The sequence below is a fragment of the Cloacibacterium sp. DMC96 genome (assembly GCF_056313765.1).
In genome coordinates this window covers 1,305,137-1,321,880 of the sequence record NZ_JBQUZQ010000001.1, presented here as the reverse complement: position 1 = coordinate 1,321,880, position 16,744 = coordinate 1,305,137, and the positions used below count along the sequence as shown (strand labels likewise).

Below are 16,744 nucleotides of genomic sequence, written 5' to 3'. Positions count from 1 at the left end.
AATTCATTAATCACCTAATTACACATTTGATGAAAATGAGATAGCTAGAGAATTTATCTAGCAACTATAAAGGACGCAGATATTTTTGTGTCCTTTTTTATTTGTAAAAAATTTTAAGAATTTTAATTTTTTTACTCTAAATTTTTCATATAAATTTGGCCGATTTTTTATGAAAAATTAAAATATGAAAAAAACAATTTTAAGCGCAGCTCTGTTGGCACTTTTCGTAAGTGTTCATGCGCAAGAAAGAACAATTGATGAGGTAGAATTAACTGGTAAACTGGTGAATATGCCTTTCAAAAAATCTAATGTAAATATCACAGTTATTACAAAATCTGAAATTCAGAATAGTCCCGCTCAAAGCATTGAAGAAGTAATTGCCTATTATACAGGTGCAGATATCAGAAAACGTGGTGCAAATGGCGTTCAGACCGATATTTCTCTCAGAGGAAGTTCTTTTGAACAAGTTTTGGTTTTGGTTAATGGTGTAAGAATGAATGATGCGCAAACTGGTCACAATACCATGAATTTTCCATTTGATTTAGCTTCTGTAGAAAAAATTGAAATCTTAAAAGGTCCTGCTGCAAGAAGATACGGACAAGGAGCTTATGCTGGTGTGGTAAATGTTGTAACCAAAGTTTCGGCGGAAAACAACTTAACGATTCATGGTGAAGTTGGGGATTTTTCTACGCATGGTTTCGGTATTGCTGCGAATTTCGGGGGCGAAAAATTTAGAAATTTTATTCAGGTTAATAATACAGAATCAGATGGTTATCGATACAATACCGATTATAAAATTAAAAATATCTGGTATCAAAATCAATTTGATATAGAAAACGGGAATGTGAAATTTCAAGCAGGAATTGAAGAGAAAAAGTTCGGAGCCAATGGTTTTTATGCTTCGCCAGCTTTCAAAGATCAATATGAAGAAGTGCAAACTTCTTTAGTAGCGGCTTCTCTAGAGAAAAAAGTGAACGAAAATCTAGGTTTTGCAACGCGTTTGTATTGGAGAAGAGCGCAAGATATGTATTTATTCATCAGAAATAATCCTGCAGCGTACAGAAATATGCACATTGGGAATAATGTAGGAATTGATGCAAATGTAAATTACAAATCAGAACTCGGAATTACAGGATTGGGAGTAGATGTTAGAAAAGAATTTTTAGAAAGTAACCGATTAGGAAGCAGAGAAAGAACCGTTACCAATGCTTTTCTAGAGCATCATCTGTCGTTTTTTGATGAAAAATTAAATATTACTCCGGGAATTTCTTTCACGAATTTCAGTAATGATAAAACCTATTTTTATCCAGGAATTGATGTGAGTTTTACCAACGGTAATTCTAAATTTTTTGGTAATTTTTCTAAAGTGAATAGAATTCCTACTTACACGGATTTGTATTACATGAGTCCTTCTGAACAAGGGAATGCAAATTTGGTTGCCGAAGAAGCATTAACAGGAGAGTTCGGTTATATTTTCAAAACCAATAAAACTTTGCTCAAAGCATCTGCATTTTGGAGAAAATCTGATAACGCTATCGATTGGCAAAAAGCAACGCCAACTTCACCTTGGACTGCACAAAACATCGGGAAAATTGAAACCAAAGGTGTAGAATTAGAAGCAGATTATCAGTTCGCTTCATGGATTGGAACTTCTGTAGGTTATACGTATATAGATAATCAAAGATTAGCCAGCAATATTCTTTCTAGATATTCTTTAGATAATTTAAAACATCAGTTGGTAGCCAAATTGAGAAATAAATTCGGAAATTTTTCGAATGAATTGATTTACAGACATAATGATAGGGTTTCTCTAGGAAGTTATAATCTATTAGACAATAAATTAAACTACACTGCAAACCAATTTAACATCTACGTTTTGGTGAATAACATTACGAATGTAAAATATACCGAAACTTCTCTGGTAGAAATGCCCGGAACGTGGTTTCATCTAGGTTTTACCTATCAATTTAAATTATAATTGTTAAATCCCGAGAAAAAATCTTTTTTCGGGATTTTTTATAGAAATTGCCCATTTGAAAAGAAAAATTTCGTTACTTTTACCAAAGGATTAATCATTTTAAAAACCATGAAAAAACTTATTATTCTTTTCTTTTCCATCTTTTCATTGTTCTCTTATTCTCAAGAAGATTTTAAGAAAAAAATAGCGCAAGATGCTTGTAAATGCATTGGAGAAATAAAATTGGAGAAAAAATCTAAAGAAATGATGCAGATGCAATTAGGCTTGTGTTTCATAAAAGTTTCTACTCCTTACAAAGAGCAAATCAAAAAAGAATACGGCATAGATTTGTCCAAAGATATTACCAATGAAGAAAAAATGGGAGAATTGGGCGAAAAATTAGGAATACTCATGGTTTCAGAATGTGCAGATACTTTTATCAATTTTGTAGACCAGTCTGGTCTTGCTGATGAATATGCTCAAGAATCTTCTGCAGAAGTAAATTCAGCGGAATTCATGAATGGCGAAATCACCAAAATAGAAAAAGATGCCTTCGTTATTTTTTATTTAAAAGGCGATAATGGTATTTTGACCAGATTTTATTGGATTTCTAATGTAGATTCTAATATAGAACTCGAAAAGAAATATCAAGATTTAGTAGGTAAAAAAGTAAATCTCACTTATTACTCTGCTGATATCTTTGACCATAAAATAAATGACTACAGAAAAGTCAATATTCTCTCAATGTTGAAAACTGAATAAAATTTAATGATTTTCGACTTTGTCTATTATTATCAAAATTGTATCTTTGTATACTTAATAATTTTTTAATTTATGAAATTTATAGTTGCAAGTGGCGAATTACAGAAAGCTCTTAACGTGGTAAGTGGTGTAATTTCTAGTTCGCAGTCAAGACCCATTTTAGAAAATTTTCTTTTTGAATTAGAAAATGAAATTCTAAAAATAACTGCTTCTGATGGCGAAACCACACTTATTACTTCTCTTGCTGTAAAATCTGATGATCAAGGCAAAATTGCTGTTCCTGCAAAAATTTTTCAAGATTTAATTAAAACTTTTGGAGACCAACCGCTTACTTTTTCAGTAAAAGATTCTGAGTCTGGTGAAGGTGGTCTTTTAGAAATTTTAGACGAAAAAGACAATTACGAAGTAGCGCTAGATAATGCAGAAGATTATCCAGAATTACCAGAATTTGATGCGTCACAAAAAGTTACGCTAGCTTCTGGAGTTCTTGCAGATGCGTTAAGCAATACCTTGTTTGCAACAAGCAACGATTCTCTAAGACCTGTGATGACGGGAGTTCTTTTCCAATTTACAGAAAAAGAAACCAATTTCGTATCTACAGATTCTCACAGATTAGTGGTGTATAAAAGAACGGATGTTACCAATAAAGAAGCGGTAGAATTTATCATGCCGAAGAAACCTTTGTCTATTTTCAAAAATATTTTGTCAAATTCTAATGACGAAGTTACCATCGAGTTTAATGAAAATATGGCGAAATTCACTTTCGGAGAAAATATCTGGATTTGTAGACTAATTGACGGGAAATATCCTAATTATTCTGCAGTAATTCCTAAAGAAAATCCGAATGTTTTGACGGTAAACAGAAACTTATTGTTAAGTTCTATCAGAAGAGCAAGTATTTTATCAAACAAATCTACTAACCAAGTTAGATTTAAACTTTCTGGTAACGTTCTTCATCTTCATGCAGAAGATACAGAATACGCAAACAAAGCAGATATGAATATTCCTTGTGATTACAAAGGTGAAGATATCAACATTGGTTTCAGTTCTAAATTTTTAACAGAAATGTTATCAGTTTTAGGTTCTGAAGATATCACGATGAAAATGTCTCAACCAAACAGACCTGGAATTGTAGAACCAGTTGACGGTTTAGACGAAAACGAACACATCTTAATGCTTTCTATGCCAGTAATTGGAATGTAATTTTGTAGTGACAAGTCGAGACTTGTCAATATTAAAATTTAAAATATATCCAAAGAGTCGTCCGAAATTTCGAGACGACTTTTTTATTGAATTATAATTTGGCTTTATCCAAACCCTAATTTGCAATTCTAAAATTTCCTAATCTCTCAAAAAATCACGATATTTGCAAACTTATAAAAGTTATTTGTTTTTTGATATCTCAAATCTCAAATCTCAAATCTCAAATCTTTTTAAAAAATGAAAATCTCAAACAATTGGTTAAAAGACTTTATCAAAACAGATTTAGCAACAGATAAAATTGGTGCTTTTCTTACCGATATTGGTCTTGAAGTAGAAGGAATAGAAAAATTTGAATCTGTAAAAGGCAGTTTAGAAGGAATCGTAGTTGGAAAAGTTTTGACTTGCGAACAACATCCTAATGCAGATAAACTCAAGAAAACTACTGTAGATATTGGTGGTGGCCAAATTTTAGAAATTGTTTGTGGCGCTCCTAATGTTGCTGCTGGTCAAACCGTTCCTGTTGCTGTAATTGGCACTAAAATTTATGCTAAAGACGGCAGTGCTTTCGAAATGAAAGAAGTAAAAATTCGTGGAGAAAAATCTCAAGGAATGATTTGTGCAGAAGATGAATTAGGACTTTCAGACGATCACGGCGGAATTATGGTTCTAGACGAAGAAATCTACCAAGTAGGAGAACCTTTTGCAAAATATTTTAATTTAACCAATGATGAGGTTTACGAAATCGGCTTAACACCAAACAGAACAGACGCAATGTCTCACTATGGTGTAGCAAGAGATTTACATGCTTTTCTTTCAACCAATGGTTTAAAATCTGAATTCGAGAAAGTTTCTACAGCTTTAGTGAATACAGAAGGAGAACATGGCTTTGAACTAGAAGTAGAAGATGAAACATTATGCCCAAGATATATTGGTGCTGTAATCGAAAATGTAAAAATTTCAGAATCTCCAGAATGGTTGAAAGACAGATTAAAAGCCATCGGTCTTTCGCCAATTAATAATGTAGTAGACATTACCAATTATATTTTACATGGTTTTGGTCAACCACTTCACGCTTTTGATGCAGATAAAATTGCAGGCAAAAAAGTAAAAGTAGGTGTAAATGATGCAGGAACTAAGTTTGTTACTTTAGATGGAGTAGAAAGAACGCTTAATGGTTCAGAAATCATGATTAAAGACGGAAACAATAAGCCAATGTGCATTGGTGGGGTTTTCGGAGGAAATGACAGTGGCGTTTCTGAATCTACCACCACAATTTTCTTAGAGTCTGCTTACTTCAATCCAGTAGCGATTAGAAAAGCGGCTAAAGCTCACGGTTTAAATACTGATGCTTCTTTCCGTTTCGAACGTGGAGTAGACCCTAACAATACCAGAACTACAATTACTCATGCCATCAAAATGATTGAAGAAATCTCAGGTGGTAAAAAAGTAGGAAATCTTTTAGAATTTTATCCTAAAAAAATAGAAGACACTAAAGTTATTTTTAGATATTCTCAACTTGATAAAATTTTAGGAATTAAAATTCACAGAGAGAAAGTAAAAGAAATTTTAAAATCTCTAGAAATTTCTGTTCTTAATGATATTCCAGATGGTTTAGAATTGTCGGTTCCGGCTTACAGAGCAGATGTGACCAGAGAAATAGACGTAATAGAAGAAATTCTTAGAATTTACGGTTATAATAAAGTAGATGCGCCTCAAAAAATAGCATTTACTCCAGTAAAATTAAGTGTAAATGACCAAGATGAACTAGAAAATTCTTGGGCAAGAACGCTTCAGAGCAATGGTTTCAATGAAGTGATGAACAATTCTCTTACTTCTGTTAAAGATGAAACCAACGCTGTAAAACTCTTAAATCCTTTGAGTGGAGATTTAGCTTTTATGAGAAAATCTTTATTAGAAGGGCTTTTAGGAAATGCAGTGTACAATATCAACCGTAAAAATCCAGACATCAAATTCTTCGAATTAGGTAAAATTTATCACAAGTTCGAATCAAGCGAAGCGTATCTTGACCAAAGGGAAAAAAAGTATGAAGAAAGAAAACAATTAGCATTGCTTACAACTGGTAGAACATATGCAGAGAACTGGTTGATGCCAAAATCTGCCTCTGATTTTTACATGTTAAAAGCTTATGTGAAAGTGCTTCTTGACCGATTAAATTTAGTTACAGAAGAAAAATCTTTAGAAGATGAAAGGTTCGGTGATGCTTTAGAAATTACAGCAAACGGAAAAACCATTGCCAGACTAGGAAAAGTATCTCCTAAACTGTTGAAAGAATTTGATATAGACCAAGATTGCTTCTATGCAGAAATAGAGTTAGAAACTTGTCAAGCGCTTAGAAAAACAGATAATTTCAAATTCGTAGATATTCCGAAATTCAATAAAATCAGAAGAGATTTAGCTCTATTGGTAGATAAAGATATTTCTTATGCAGATTTATATGCTTCGGCAAGAAAAAATAAATCTAAATTCTTGAAAAATATCAATCTATTTGATGTTTACGAAGGCAAAAACTTACCAGAAGGCAAGAAATCTTACGCGATGAGTTTCCAATTGTTAAACGAGGAGAAAACCTTAGAAGACAAAGAAATTACAGAAGTAATGAACTCGCTGATTAAGAATTTCCAAAAAGAATTCAGCGCTGAATTAAGATAATTTAGTAAAAATTTAAGTCGAGATGAGAATAGAAATCTCGACTTTTTTCTTACATTTGAAAGATAAATTTTTAGAATATGAAAAAAATATTTTGGGCACTTGTGATTTCTACTACTGTGATTTCGTGTGCTACAATTTCTAAAATTGGTTCTAAACAAGAATCTGTAGCCAATACAAAATGGACTTTGGTAGATAATAATTTTTCAGGAGCGAAAGCACCTACTTTAGTGATAGAAGGAAAGAGAATTACAGGAAACGGCGGTTGTAATAACTATTTTTCTGATGTGGTGATTACCGCTTCAACTGGAACTTTTGATGTAGGAAATATCGGAGCTACTAAAATGGCTTGTGATAATATGATGACTGAGCAAAGTTATTTTTCAGTGTTAGAACAAGTAAATAAATATGTAGTCAATGAAGGTTATTTAGAACTTTATAAAGATAATTTATTGCTATTGAAATTTAAGAAACAATAAAAAAAGAATCCTCGAAATTACTTCGAGGATTTTTTTATGATTTAGTCTTCATCTTCTTCGTCATCATACTTAGCTAACTCTTCGTCGCACCATTTGAATGCTTGTTCTACTACTTGAGTAGCTTCGTTAGCGATGGTTTCTTCGTCGTCACCTTCTAGATCATCTAACCATTCTACCTCTTCTTCTTCTACGTTTAGGATGAATCTTGGGTATTCTGTGTGTACTACAAATAAATCTTCTGGAAATTCAGAATTATCTGCCATTAAAAATTTAGGGAGTTTCATATTTTTAGAATTTTAATTTCTTAAGTACAAAGTTAATGAAATTTATTTATTGAAATTTGTTTTTGTTCATTTTCACTTTAGATTCTATCTTAAATTTTGTTAAAACTTCTTTTTTCAAAGAATCTTCAGGCTTTTCGGTGATGTAAACTCTTGGGTTGATGGTACTGATGATTTCAGAAATTTTAGAACTGCTGAAATTCTCGTCTTTAATGGGGCGGTAATAGTAAATTTTACTGTCCAAAAGTTTTTCTTTAACCAAAAATTCCTTCATTAGTTTTCTGTTTTCCAAATAATTACCTCTGGAAAGCCAACTGAACACAAAACCTGTCATTAAACTTAAAAAAGCGATGGCAAAAACCAATTTTCCGAAAATTTGATGAATTTTTTTGAAATAAACCAGCCATATTCCGAAAGTAAACGGCGCCAATAAACGATAATCTAAAGGATCTGTTTGATAAAAATACTGAATCAAAAACGAACAAATGATCCCGAAAACTGATAAGAAAACCATCATTTTTTCGGTTGCCGAAAGTTTATTTTTGATGAAAATAAAGGTAAAAAATGCAATATTCAAAAAGCCAATACCCAGAATTCCTACATTCACAATTCCACCATTAGGATTGAGAATATGAATGAAAGGATTGAAACTCGTTCCGATGGCTAAAAAGAACTCTTTTATGAGCAATGAAGTGGGTTTTAACCCAATTTCTAGAAATTTATTGACATAATTTTGGTTAAAAACATCTATAAAGAAGAGTTTATAACCTGCAACATAAACCAATCCGATAATGCTTGAAATGATGTAAATTTTTGCAAAAGGTTTATTGTAATTCAGCACTCCAAAAGCGAATAATCCACCCATGAAAAACAAACCGCTATAACGAATGTTAAACAGCAAAATAACGGATAGACTCAATAAGAAAACGCTCAGAATTTTAGAATATTTCTCCAATAAAACATTTCTTGCCACATAGAAAAATACGAATAAAAAGGGCAAGAATAATGTTTCGCTAAGTGTAGCTGCAAACAATGAAATCATAGAGAATAACGCCCCAACTAAAAGACTTTCTCGCCAATAAAATTTCTTTTTCCAAGCGAAAAACACCATGAAAAGGTAACACAATATTCCCAAAATTTTACTTGACCAAAATTCATCTGTAAACACAGTGAAAACCTTTATGAATAAAGGATAAAGCAGTGGAGCAGTAGTATTGTCGATTTCTGGAAAAACGTGCGATTGTCTCATAAAACGGATAGAATCTGGTGTGACTCTTCCTTTTTCGTTGAGCAAAAAACGCAATACAATCATCACCAAAGTAATGACGAATACTGAGATTTTTAAATACTGTTCTTGAGTTCGGTTTCGCATAATAAAGTCCTTCTCCTTTAGGAGAAGGATTTAGGTTGAGGTTTATTTCGCAAACATTTTCGCTACTTTTTCTGCTTTTTTAGATTCTGAATAGTCGTAGAAACCTTCACCTGATTTTACACCCATTTTTCCAGCCATTACCATATTCACTAATAATGGATTTGGAGCGTATTTAGGGTTTTTGAAACCATCATACATAACATTGAGAATCGCCAAACAAACGTCTAATCCTATGAAATCTGCCAACTGAAGTGGTCCCATTGGATGAGCCATTCCCAATTTCATTACGGTGTCAATTTCTTCTACACCAGCAACTCCGTTGTAAAGGGTTTCAATCGCTTCGTTAATCATTGGCATAAGAATTCTATTCGCCACAAAACCTGGATAATCATTCACTTCTACAGGAACTTTTCCTAAAGTTTTAGACATCTCAAAAATGGCATCAAAAGTTTCTTTAGAAGTAGAATAACCTTTGATGATTTCTACCAATTTCATAATCGGAACAGGATTCATAAAGTGCATTCCGATTACTTTTTCAGGACGCTTTGTAGCCGAAGCAATTTTAGTGATAGAAATAGATGAAGTATTGGTGGCGAGAATACAATTTTCTGGCGCAAATTCATCCATTTGTTGGAAAATTTTCAACTTCAAATCTTGGTTTTCTGTTGCTGCTTCAACAATAAGCTCAGCATTTCCGCAAGCGTCAGAAAGCGCTGTAAAAGTAGTAATGTTTTCAAGAGTTTCAGTTTTTTGTTCTTCGGTAAGGTTACCTTTTGCAACAATTCTGTCAAGATTTTTTGAAATAATAGAAAGTGCTCTATCTAAATTCTCTTGTTTTACATCTACCAAATTTACTTTAAAACCAGTTTGAGCAAAAGTATGGGCAATTCCGTTTCCCATAGTTCCGGCTCCTATTACGACGATGTTCTTCATATAATTTTTTTATTTTTCTAAATGTTTAGTTATAATATAATATCCTTCATAATGATATTCGCGAACTGTTGCTTTATAATAAATTTTATCATTTTCAATTTTAATAAACTCAATTAACATTTTTTCTCCTTTTTCATAAGGAAAATTTGGGACATTTAAATCAATAATTTTTAATTCTAATATATCTTTATTTAACCAATTCATTGAAGATTTTATATTAAATTTTTCATCAATTGTTTCAAGGTGTATCTCGTCAGCAATAATTATTTTATTATACAAATTTTTACCATAATAGTGATCTAATTCTACATTGTTAAACAATTTAGAGAAATCTTGAGAGTGTCCAAGAAAAAATAATAAAATGAATATTAAAGAAAATATTTTTTTCATGCTAAATTTAAATAAGTTTTATGATGATATAAAATGTCAAAAATGAGATGGGAAAGATATAATCTTTTTTTGAAAATTTATTTTTAAAAATGTAAAATGATATAAAAAGTAAATTTAAAATTATTAAAGCCAAATAATAAATAGATTCTTTAATTTCTATTGCTTCTTTATTTCCTTTTGTGTAGATTTCAAAAATTGTAAAAAATCCTAGTAAGAGAAAACTTAACCAAAAAGTTAAACTTAAAATATTTCCTATTTTTCTTTTAAAAAAAATTATAAAACCTCCCAAAAAACCTATTAAACAAATTGTAAATTTAATGATGTAATTCTTAAATATTTTAAAAAATGATATATCAGAGTATTTGTAACCAAAAATACTATTTGTCAAAACATTTAAAAATAATGACAGTGATATATAGAGTGCATAAATAAAAATCAGACTGATTATTATTTGAAAAACAGCAATTGAAAAACTTAAAATTTTTGTTTTCATTGTTGTAGTTTTTTATGAATGATGCTGTATTTAGAGTTTTGTGCGTTTAGTTTATCATTCCGTAGGAATCTAAATATCGTTGTAAAATTGTTTTGTGTAGATTCCTTCGGAATGACAAACTTTGTGTTTATTCTATTTTTAAGACTTTCAGCTTCCATCATCCATCATCCAGACAATTTAAGAAATCAACTTCATAATCTCCAAAGCTACTTTCAGCGCTTCTGTTCCGTCTTCTAATGAAACTTCTACTTCACGGTTTTCATTAATTGCATCAGCAAAAGAATTTAGTTCGTCTAAAATAGCGTTATTCGGTTGAATGTTAGGATATTCAAATAAAATTTGAGATTTTTCACCATCTGCATTTTCGATAATCATATCAAAATCGGTAGGATTTTTTGGCGCTTCTTTCATTCTGATAACTTCCGCTTTTTTCTCCAAGAAATCTACAGAAATATAAGCATCTTGTTGGAAAAAACGAGATTTTCTCATCGCTTTCATCGAAATTCTAGAAGTAGTCAAATTCGCTACGCAACCGTTTTCAAATTCAATTCTTGCATTGCAAATATCCGGTGTTTTAGAAACCACGCAAACTCCACTTGCATGAATGTTTTTCACCTTAGATTTTACAATAGAAAGCAAAATGTCCAAATCATGAATCATCAAATCCAAAACCACCGAAACATCTGTTCCTCTTGGATTAAATTCTGCTAATCGGTGAATTTCAATAAACATAGGATTTTGAATGAAATCTTTGGTAGCAATAAACGCAGGATTGTATCTTTCAACGTGGCCAACTTGTGCTTTGATGCCAAATTCTCTACATTTAAAAAGTATTTCTTCCGCTTGTTTTAGTGTTTGGGTTACTGGTTTTTCTATAAAAAAATGAAGCCCTTTTTCTATGGCTTTCATGGCGTAATCGTAATGATAAACTGTAGGCGTAACGATGTCTAACATGTCTATTTCCGCCAATAAATCATCGAAATTTTCAAAATATTTGTATCCGAACTCTGCTTCTAGTTTTTTTCCGTTTTCTACATCTTTGTCGTGAAAACCTACGAGTTCATATTTATCTGATTGATTAAGAAGTCTTAAGTGAATTTTTCCAAGGTGACCAGCACCTACTAAACCTGCCTTTAACATAGAAATTTTGTTTTGGTAAAGATAAGAAATTTGGTTCGAGTTACCAGATTCGAGTGATGAGTTTTTGTAAACTCCAACATTTTGTAGTAGTTTTGTTTTAATCAAAATCTTATCTAGAAACTCGCATCCCGAAACTCGCAACTCTTATGCAGGACTCATTTGTACATAAAGGAAAACGTAAAATTTTAGTAGAATATCTACGCGAAAAAATTGGAATTTCAGATGAAAATGTGTTAAAAGCCATGAATGAAGTTCCGCGTCATCTTTTTTTAGAAAGTGTTTTTGAGGATTTTGCTTATGAAGACAGGGCATTTCCTATTGCGGCCAATCAAACCATTTCGCATCCTTCTACTGTTGCCGAACAAACAGAATTGTTAGAAGTTCAGGAAAAGGAAAAAATTCTGGAAATTGGTACAGGTTGCGGTTATCAAACTGCGGTTTTGGTAACCATGAATGCTTTTGTTTACACGGTAGAAAGACAAAAAGATTTGCACGATTTTGCACAGAAAAAATTGCGTGAAATGCATCTTCGTCCGAAATTTCAAAGTTTTGGAGATGGATTTTTAGGTTTACCTACATTTTCCCCTTTTGACAAAATTTTGGTGACTTGTGGAGCAGAAATTCTTCCCGTAGAACTGTTGAAACAGCTCAAAATAGGAGGAAAAATGGTGATTCCTATGGGAAAAACAGACGAACAAATTCTCTACAGGTTTACCAAAATTTCTGAAAAAGAATTTGAAAAAGAAGAATTCGGAGCGTATAAATTCGTGCCGATGTTGCAGGATAGAAATAAATAAAAATGATGAAAACTTTTGAAGAAATAGTTCATTATCGTCGCTCTGTAAGGCATTATCAAAATGTTGAAATAGATGCAGAAAAGGTGAAACATTGTATAGAATTGGCTACTTTATCGCCCAATTCTTCTAATATGCAACTGTGGGAATTTTACCATATTACAGAGCCAGAAATTTTGAAAAAATTGGCTGTTGCTTGTTTAAGTCAGGAAGCTGCAACTACAGCAACACAAATGGTGGTTTTCGTGACGAGACAAGATTTATATAGAAAAAGAGCCAAAAAAATGGCTGAGTTAGAAACTCAAAACGTCTTGAAAAATACACCTCTCGAAAAACAAGAAAAACGCATCAAGCGTTGGCAAATGTATTATGGAAAAGTAATGCCATTTTTGTATTCTAAATTTCTAGGAATTCTGGGCTTTTTTAGGAAAATTTTAGTGAATGTGATTGGAATTTTCAGACCAATTACCTATCAAGTTTCTGAAAATGATGCAAGAGTAGTAGTGCATAAAACTTGTGCTTTAGCAGCGCAAACCTTCATGTTAGCGATGAGCAATGAAGGTTATGACACTTGTCCGATGGAAGGTTTTGACAGCAGAAGAGTGAAAAAGATTCTGAATTTACCTTTTGGTGCAGAAGTCAACATGATTGTTTCTTGTGGAATAAGAGATGAAAAAGGAGTTTGGGGCGATAGAATGAGAGTGCCTTTTGAGGAGGTTTATAAAAGATTATAAATTATAAATTTTAGATTTTAGATTGAAATTCGTTCCGTCGGAACAATATCTGTGTAGACAATAATATTGTATTTAAGTGGCGTTCCGTAGGAACGCTATCTTTTTTATAGAAATTTGGTTTTTATTTTTCAATTTTAATATCTTTAAGAACTTATATTTTTAGAATAATTACATCTAAAATTTATAATTAAAAATCTAAATTAAAAATGACTTTCCAACAACAGATACAACAAGGAATTCCAACCGAACTTCCTCAACCAAAACCATACGAACCACAAATTAATCACGCTCCGAAACGTAAGGAAATTCTTAACGAAGAAGAAAAAAAACTCGCTCTAAAAAACGCTTTGCGTTATTTTGAGCCAAAATTTCATGCAGAATTATTGCCAGAATTCAAGGAAGAATTAGAGCAATATGGCAGAATCTATATGTATCGTTTTCGTCCAGATTACGAAATGTATGCAAGGCCAATTTCAGAATATCCGGGGAATTCTTTACAGGCGAAATCTATCATGCTCATGATTCAAAATAATTTGAGTTATGCAGTGGCACAACATCCTCATGAATTGATTACTTACGGTGGAAATGGTGCGGTTTTTCAGAATTGGGCGCAATATCTTTTGACGATGAAATATTTGTCAGAAATGACAGACGAACAAACGTTGGTGATGTATTCTGGTCATCCAATGGGATTATTTCCAAGTCATAAAGATGCTCCAAGAGTTGTAGTTACGAATGGAATGGTGATTCCTAATTATTCAAAACCAGATGATTGGGAGAAATTTAATGCTTTGGGAGTTTCTCAGTATGGACAAATGACGGCGGGAAGTTATATGTACATTGGTCCGCAAGGAATTGTGCATGGAACTACGATTACAGTTCTCAATGCTTTCAGAAAAATTAAAAAATCGCCAAAAGGTGGACTTTTTGTGACTTCTGGTTTAGGTGGAATGTCTGGAGCTCAACCAAAAGCGGGAAATATTGCGGGTTGTATTACGGTTTGTGCAGAAGTAAATCCTAAAATTACCAAAATTCGTCATGAACAAAAATGGGTGGACGAAATTCACGAAAATTTAGACGAATTGGTTGCTAGAGTAAGAAAAGCACAAGAAAATGAAGAAACTGTTTCTTTGGCTTATCTCGGAAATGTGGTGGAAGTTTGGGAAAAATTTGACCAAGAAAATTTAAAAATTGATATAGGAAGTGACCAAACATCGCTTCACAATCCTTGGGCTGGAGGTTATTATCCTGTCGGAATTTCTTTTGAAGATTCTAATAAAATGATGGCAGAGCAACCAGAATTATTTAAAGAAAAAGTACAGGAAAGTTTAAGAAGGCACGCCGCTGCAATCAACAAACATACTTCAAAAGGAACGTATTTCTTTGATTATGGAAACGCTTTTCTGCTTGAATGTTCCAGAGCAGGAGCCGATGTTTTAGCAGAAAACCCAACTTTGGGAAGAGAGTTTAAATTCCCAAGTTACGTTCAAGATATTATGGGACCGATGTGTTTTGATTATGGTTTCGGACCGTTTCGTTGGGTTTGTGCTTCAGGAAAACCTGAAGATTTACAAAAAACCGATGAAATCGCTTGTGAAGTTTTAGAAGAATTGACGAAAAATTCTCCTCTTGAAATTCAGCAACAGATGCAAGATAATATTACTTGGATTAAAGGAGCGCAGGAAAATAATTTGGTAGTCGGAAGTCAGGCTAGAATTCTCTATGCCGATGCAGATGGAAGAATGAAAATTGCAGAAGCTTTTAACAAAGCGATAAAAAATGGAGAAATTGGACCAGTAGTTTTGGGTAGAGATCATCACGATGTTTCGGGAACAGATTCTCCGTATCGTGAAACGTCTAATATCTATGACGGAAGCCGTTTTACAGCAGATATGGCAATTCATAACGTGATTGGCGACAGTTTCAGAGGTGCAACTTGGGTTTCTATTCACAATGGAGGTGGAGTTGGTTGGGGAGAAGTGATTAATGGCGGTTTCGGAATGTTATTGGATGGTTCTGAAGATGCAGACCGAAGATTAAAATCAATGCTTTTTTGGGATGTAAACAACGGAATTTCCAGAAGAAGTTGGGCTAGAAACGAAGGCGCAATTTTCGCCATAAAACGCGCAATGGAAGCAGAACCGAATTTGAAAGTGACTTTGCCGAATTTTGTAGATGAAGATTTGTTTTCCTTGAAATAAATTCCAAGGTTATAGTAATTGTTTGTCGCTTTACGACTCAATTCACAGCTAAGCGAATTATGATGTACACGTTCCATAGGAACGTTATGTGTGTGAAAAAACATTAACCAAAATAAAAGGCGTTCCGTAGGAACGCAATGTGAAAAATGAATATTCATACATAATTTACATTTAATCATTTTTTGATTTCATTCATTATTTTGTGGATGAAAATTAAAAATTTCTCAATGTAGAGTACTTAACTGTCAGAAAATTAATATATTAACCTTCCTTTTTTATAAGGGAGTTTTTTTATAAATAATTATTATAGTAAAATTCTATACTAAAAATATTTAATTAGAAAAATAACATACTAATTTAGCAGAGTAATCAAAAAGTAATTATTATGAAAAATCTAATTAAAAAATTGGTCTTGTTCTTTTAGGAACATTTGTTTTGACTTCTTGTTCTGATGACGATGATAATTATGACAAAAATGTATACAATATTGTAGCAAAAGATGCAGATTTCTCTAATCTAAAAGCGGCAATAGACAAAGCTGGTTTAGCAACTACTTTACAATCTAGCGGAACTTTTACTGTTTTTGCACCTTCTAATGCTGCTTTTACGGCTTTTCTTCAAGCAAATGGTTTTGCTTCTTTAGAACAAGTTCCAACTGCTACATTAAAAGAAATTTTATTAAACCACGTTCTTTCTACTGAAGTTAAAGCTGCGCAGGTTACCACTGGTTATGTTTCTACTTTAGCAAAAGGTACTGCTTCTAGTTCTAGAAATTTAAGTATGTACATCAACACTTCTAATGGTGTTAAAATCAATGGCGTTTCAAACGTTACCAAAACAGATATTGACGCAACCAATGGTGTTATTCACAAAGTAGATGCAGTAATTGGTTTGCCAACTATCGTAACTCACGCTACTGCAAATCCTAATTTCACCACTTTAGTTGCCGCTTTAACCAGAAATGATATGCCGAATTTTGTAAGCATTCTAAGCGGAACTGCTAATTCACCATTCACCGTTTTTGCTCCTACTAATACTGCTTTTTCTGGATTGTTGACAGAACTTAATCTTTCTGGATTGAGTGCTATTCCGCAAGCTACTTTAGAAAATACTTTGAAATATCACGTAGTTGCAGGTGCGAATGTAGCTTCTACAGATTTAACCAATAATATGAACGTTACTACCTTCCAAGGTGGAAAATTTAACATAACCACAACTGGTGGTGCAAAAATTACCGATGCCAAAAATAGAGTTTCTAATATTGTGGCTACGGATGTACAATGCTCTAATGGAATTATTCATGTGATTGACAAGGTCATTCTTCCATAATTTCATAGT

General features: G+C 32.6%; 15 protein-coding genes. 9 read left to right on the top strand and 6 right to left on the bottom strand.

Annotated elements, in window-relative coordinates:
• The first annotated feature begins 184 nt into the window (after nt 1–184).
• The 5 genes from ACT53I_RS05875 to ACT53I_RS05855 all read left to right on the top strand — a co-directional run bounded on the left by ACT53I_RS05875 (nt 185) and on the right by ACT53I_RS05855 (nt 7,068).
• Nucleotides 185–1,978: a TonB-dependent receptor plug domain-containing protein gene (locus tag ACT53I_RS05875; protein WP_476078861.1), complete on the top strand. Its 1,794-nt coding sequence runs from the start codon at nt 185–187 to the stop codon at nt 1,976–1,978.
• 108 nt (nt 1,979–2,086) lie between these two features.
• Complete coding sequence (locus tag ACT53I_RS05870; protein ID WP_476078860.1) at nt 2,087–2,719, top strand: hypothetical protein; 633 nt, start codon at nt 2,087–2,089, stop codon at nt 2,717–2,719.
• Nucleotides 2,720–2,791: 72 nt separating this feature from the next.
• Entirely contained in the window at nt 2,792–3,922 is a 1,131-nt protein-coding gene (dnaN, locus tag ACT53I_RS05865; RefSeq protein WP_069796875.1) for a DNA polymerase III subunit beta, read from the top strand.
• Nucleotides 3,923–4,159: 237 nt separating this feature from the next.
• The gene (gene pheT / locus ACT53I_RS05860; protein WP_476078859.1) at nt 4,160–6,592 is read left to right on the top strand and encodes a phenylalanine--tRNA ligase subunit beta; all 2,433 of its coding nucleotides are present in this window, start codon (nt 4,160–4,162) and stop codon (nt 6,590–6,592) included.
• A gap of 77 nt (nt 6,593–6,669) precedes the next feature.
• Nucleotides 6,670–7,068: an META domain-containing protein gene (locus ACT53I_RS05855; protein ID WP_476078858.1), complete on the top strand. Its 399-nt coding sequence runs from the start codon at nt 6,670–6,672 to the stop codon at nt 7,066–7,068.
• Nucleotides 7,069–7,109: 41 nt separating this feature from the next.
• Here the strand turns inward: ACT53I_RS05855 and ACT53I_RS05850 are convergent, their stop codons facing one another.
• The 6 genes from ACT53I_RS05850 to ACT53I_RS05825 all read right to left on the bottom strand — a co-directional run bounded on the left by ACT53I_RS05850 (nt 7,110) and on the right by ACT53I_RS05825 (nt 11,677).
• Nucleotides 7,110–7,352: a hypothetical protein gene (locus ACT53I_RS05850; RefSeq protein ID WP_069796870.1), complete on the bottom strand. Its 243-nt coding sequence runs from the start codon at nt 7,350–7,352 to the stop codon at nt 7,110–7,112.
• A 46-nt stretch (nt 7,353–7,398) separates the two neighbouring features.
• On the bottom strand, nt 7,399–8,721 hold the full coding sequence (locus tag ACT53I_RS05845; protein WP_476078857.1) for a hypothetical protein: 1,323 nt from the start codon (nt 8,719–8,721) through the stop codon (nt 7,399–7,401).
• Nucleotides 8,722–8,763: 42 nt separating this feature from the next.
• Nucleotides 8,764–9,654: a 3-hydroxybutyryl-CoA dehydrogenase gene (locus tag ACT53I_RS05840; RefSeq protein WP_476078856.1), complete on the bottom strand. Its 891-nt coding sequence runs from the start codon at nt 9,652–9,654 to the stop codon at nt 8,764–8,766.
• A 9-nt stretch (nt 9,655–9,663) separates the two neighbouring features.
• Nucleotides 9,664–10,044: a hypothetical protein gene (locus ACT53I_RS05835; RefSeq protein ID WP_476078855.1), complete on the bottom strand. Its 381-nt coding sequence runs from the start codon at nt 10,042–10,044 to the stop codon at nt 9,664–9,666.
• Nucleotides 10,045–10,051: 7 nt separating this feature from the next.
• Complete coding sequence (locus ACT53I_RS05830) at nt 10,052–10,537, bottom strand: hypothetical protein (RefSeq protein ID WP_476078854.1); 486 nt, start codon at nt 10,535–10,537, stop codon at nt 10,052–10,054.
• Between the two features lie 177 nt (nt 10,538–10,714).
• On the bottom strand, nt 10,715–11,677 hold the full coding sequence (locus ACT53I_RS05825) for a Gfo/Idh/MocA family protein (protein ID WP_476078853.1): 963 nt from the start codon (nt 11,675–11,677) through the stop codon (nt 10,715–10,717).
• 146 nt (nt 11,678–11,823) lie between these two features.
• Between ACT53I_RS05825 and ACT53I_RS05820 the strand changes: the two genes are divergently transcribed.
• From ACT53I_RS05820 to ACT53I_RS05805, 4 genes are all read left to right on the top strand, one after another.
• Entirely contained in the window at nt 11,824–12,474 is a 651-nt protein-coding gene (locus ACT53I_RS05820) for a protein-L-isoaspartate(D-aspartate) O-methyltransferase (protein ID WP_476078852.1), read from the top strand.
• A gap of 2 nt (nt 12,475–12,476) precedes the next feature.
• Nucleotides 12,477–13,205 (top strand): nitroreductase family protein, encoded by a 729-nt coding sequence (locus ACT53I_RS05815; protein ID WP_476078851.1) that lies wholly within the window; start codon nt 12,477–12,479, stop codon nt 13,203–13,205.
• A 206-nt stretch (nt 13,206–13,411) separates the two neighbouring features.
• Entirely contained in the window at nt 13,412–15,406 is a 1,995-nt protein-coding gene (locus ACT53I_RS05810; RefSeq protein WP_476078850.1) for a urocanate hydratase, read from the top strand.
• Nucleotides 15,407–15,841: 435 nt separating this feature from the next.
• Nucleotides 15,842–16,735 (top strand): fasciclin domain-containing protein, encoded by an 894-nt coding sequence (locus ACT53I_RS05805; protein WP_476078849.1) that lies wholly within the window; start codon nt 15,842–15,844, stop codon nt 16,733–16,735.
• The last annotated feature ends 9 nt before the right edge of the window (nt 16,736–16,744 follow it).

Excerpts from the sequence above, each read along its gene's own strand:
- ACT53I_RS05875 (WP_476078861.1), top strand. The coding sequence starts at position 185 with ATGAAAAAAACAATTTTAAGCGCAGCTCTGTTGGCACTTTTCGTAAGT.
- ACT53I_RS05870 (WP_476078860.1), top strand. The coding sequence starts at position 2,087 with ATGAAAAAACTTATTATTCTTTTCTTTTCCATCTTTTCATTGTTCTCT.
- dnaN (WP_069796875.1), top strand. The coding sequence starts at position 2,792 with ATGAAATTTATAGTTGCAAGTGGCGAATTACAGAAAGCTCTTAACGTG.
- pheT (WP_476078859.1), top strand. The coding sequence starts at position 4,160 with ATGAAAATCTCAAACAATTGGTTAAAAGACTTTATCAAAACAGATTTA.
- ACT53I_RS05855 (WP_476078858.1), top strand. The coding sequence starts at position 6,670 with ATGAAAAAAATATTTTGGGCACTTGTGATTTCTACTACTGTGATTTCG.
- ACT53I_RS05850 (WP_069796870.1), bottom strand. The coding sequence starts at position 7,352 with ATGAAACTCCCTAAATTTTTAATGGCAGATAATTCTGAATTTCCAGAA.
- ACT53I_RS05845 (WP_476078857.1), bottom strand. The coding sequence starts at position 8,721 with ATGCGAAACCGAACTCAAGAACAGTATTTAAAAATCTCAGTATTCGTC.
- ACT53I_RS05840 (WP_476078856.1), bottom strand. The coding sequence starts at position 9,654 with ATGAAGAACATCGTCGTAATAGGAGCCGGAACTATGGGAAACGGAATT.
- ACT53I_RS05835 (WP_476078855.1), bottom strand. The coding sequence starts at position 10,044 with ATGAAAAAAATATTTTCTTTAATATTCATTTTATTATTTTTTCTTGGA.
- ACT53I_RS05830 (WP_476078854.1), bottom strand. The coding sequence starts at position 10,537 with ATGAAAACAAAAATTTTAAGTTTTTCAATTGCTGTTTTTCAAATAATA.
- ACT53I_RS05825 (WP_476078853.1), bottom strand. The coding sequence starts at position 11,677 with ATGTTAAAGGCAGGTTTAGTAGGTGCTGGTCACCTTGGAAAAATTCAC.
- ACT53I_RS05820 (WP_476078852.1), top strand. The coding sequence starts at position 11,824 with ATGCAGGACTCATTTGTACATAAAGGAAAACGTAAAATTTTAGTAGAA.
- ACT53I_RS05815 (WP_476078851.1), top strand. The coding sequence starts at position 12,477 with ATGATGAAAACTTTTGAAGAAATAGTTCATTATCGTCGCTCTGTAAGG.
- ACT53I_RS05810 (WP_476078850.1), top strand. The coding sequence starts at position 13,412 with ATGACTTTCCAACAACAGATACAACAAGGAATTCCAACCGAACTTCCT.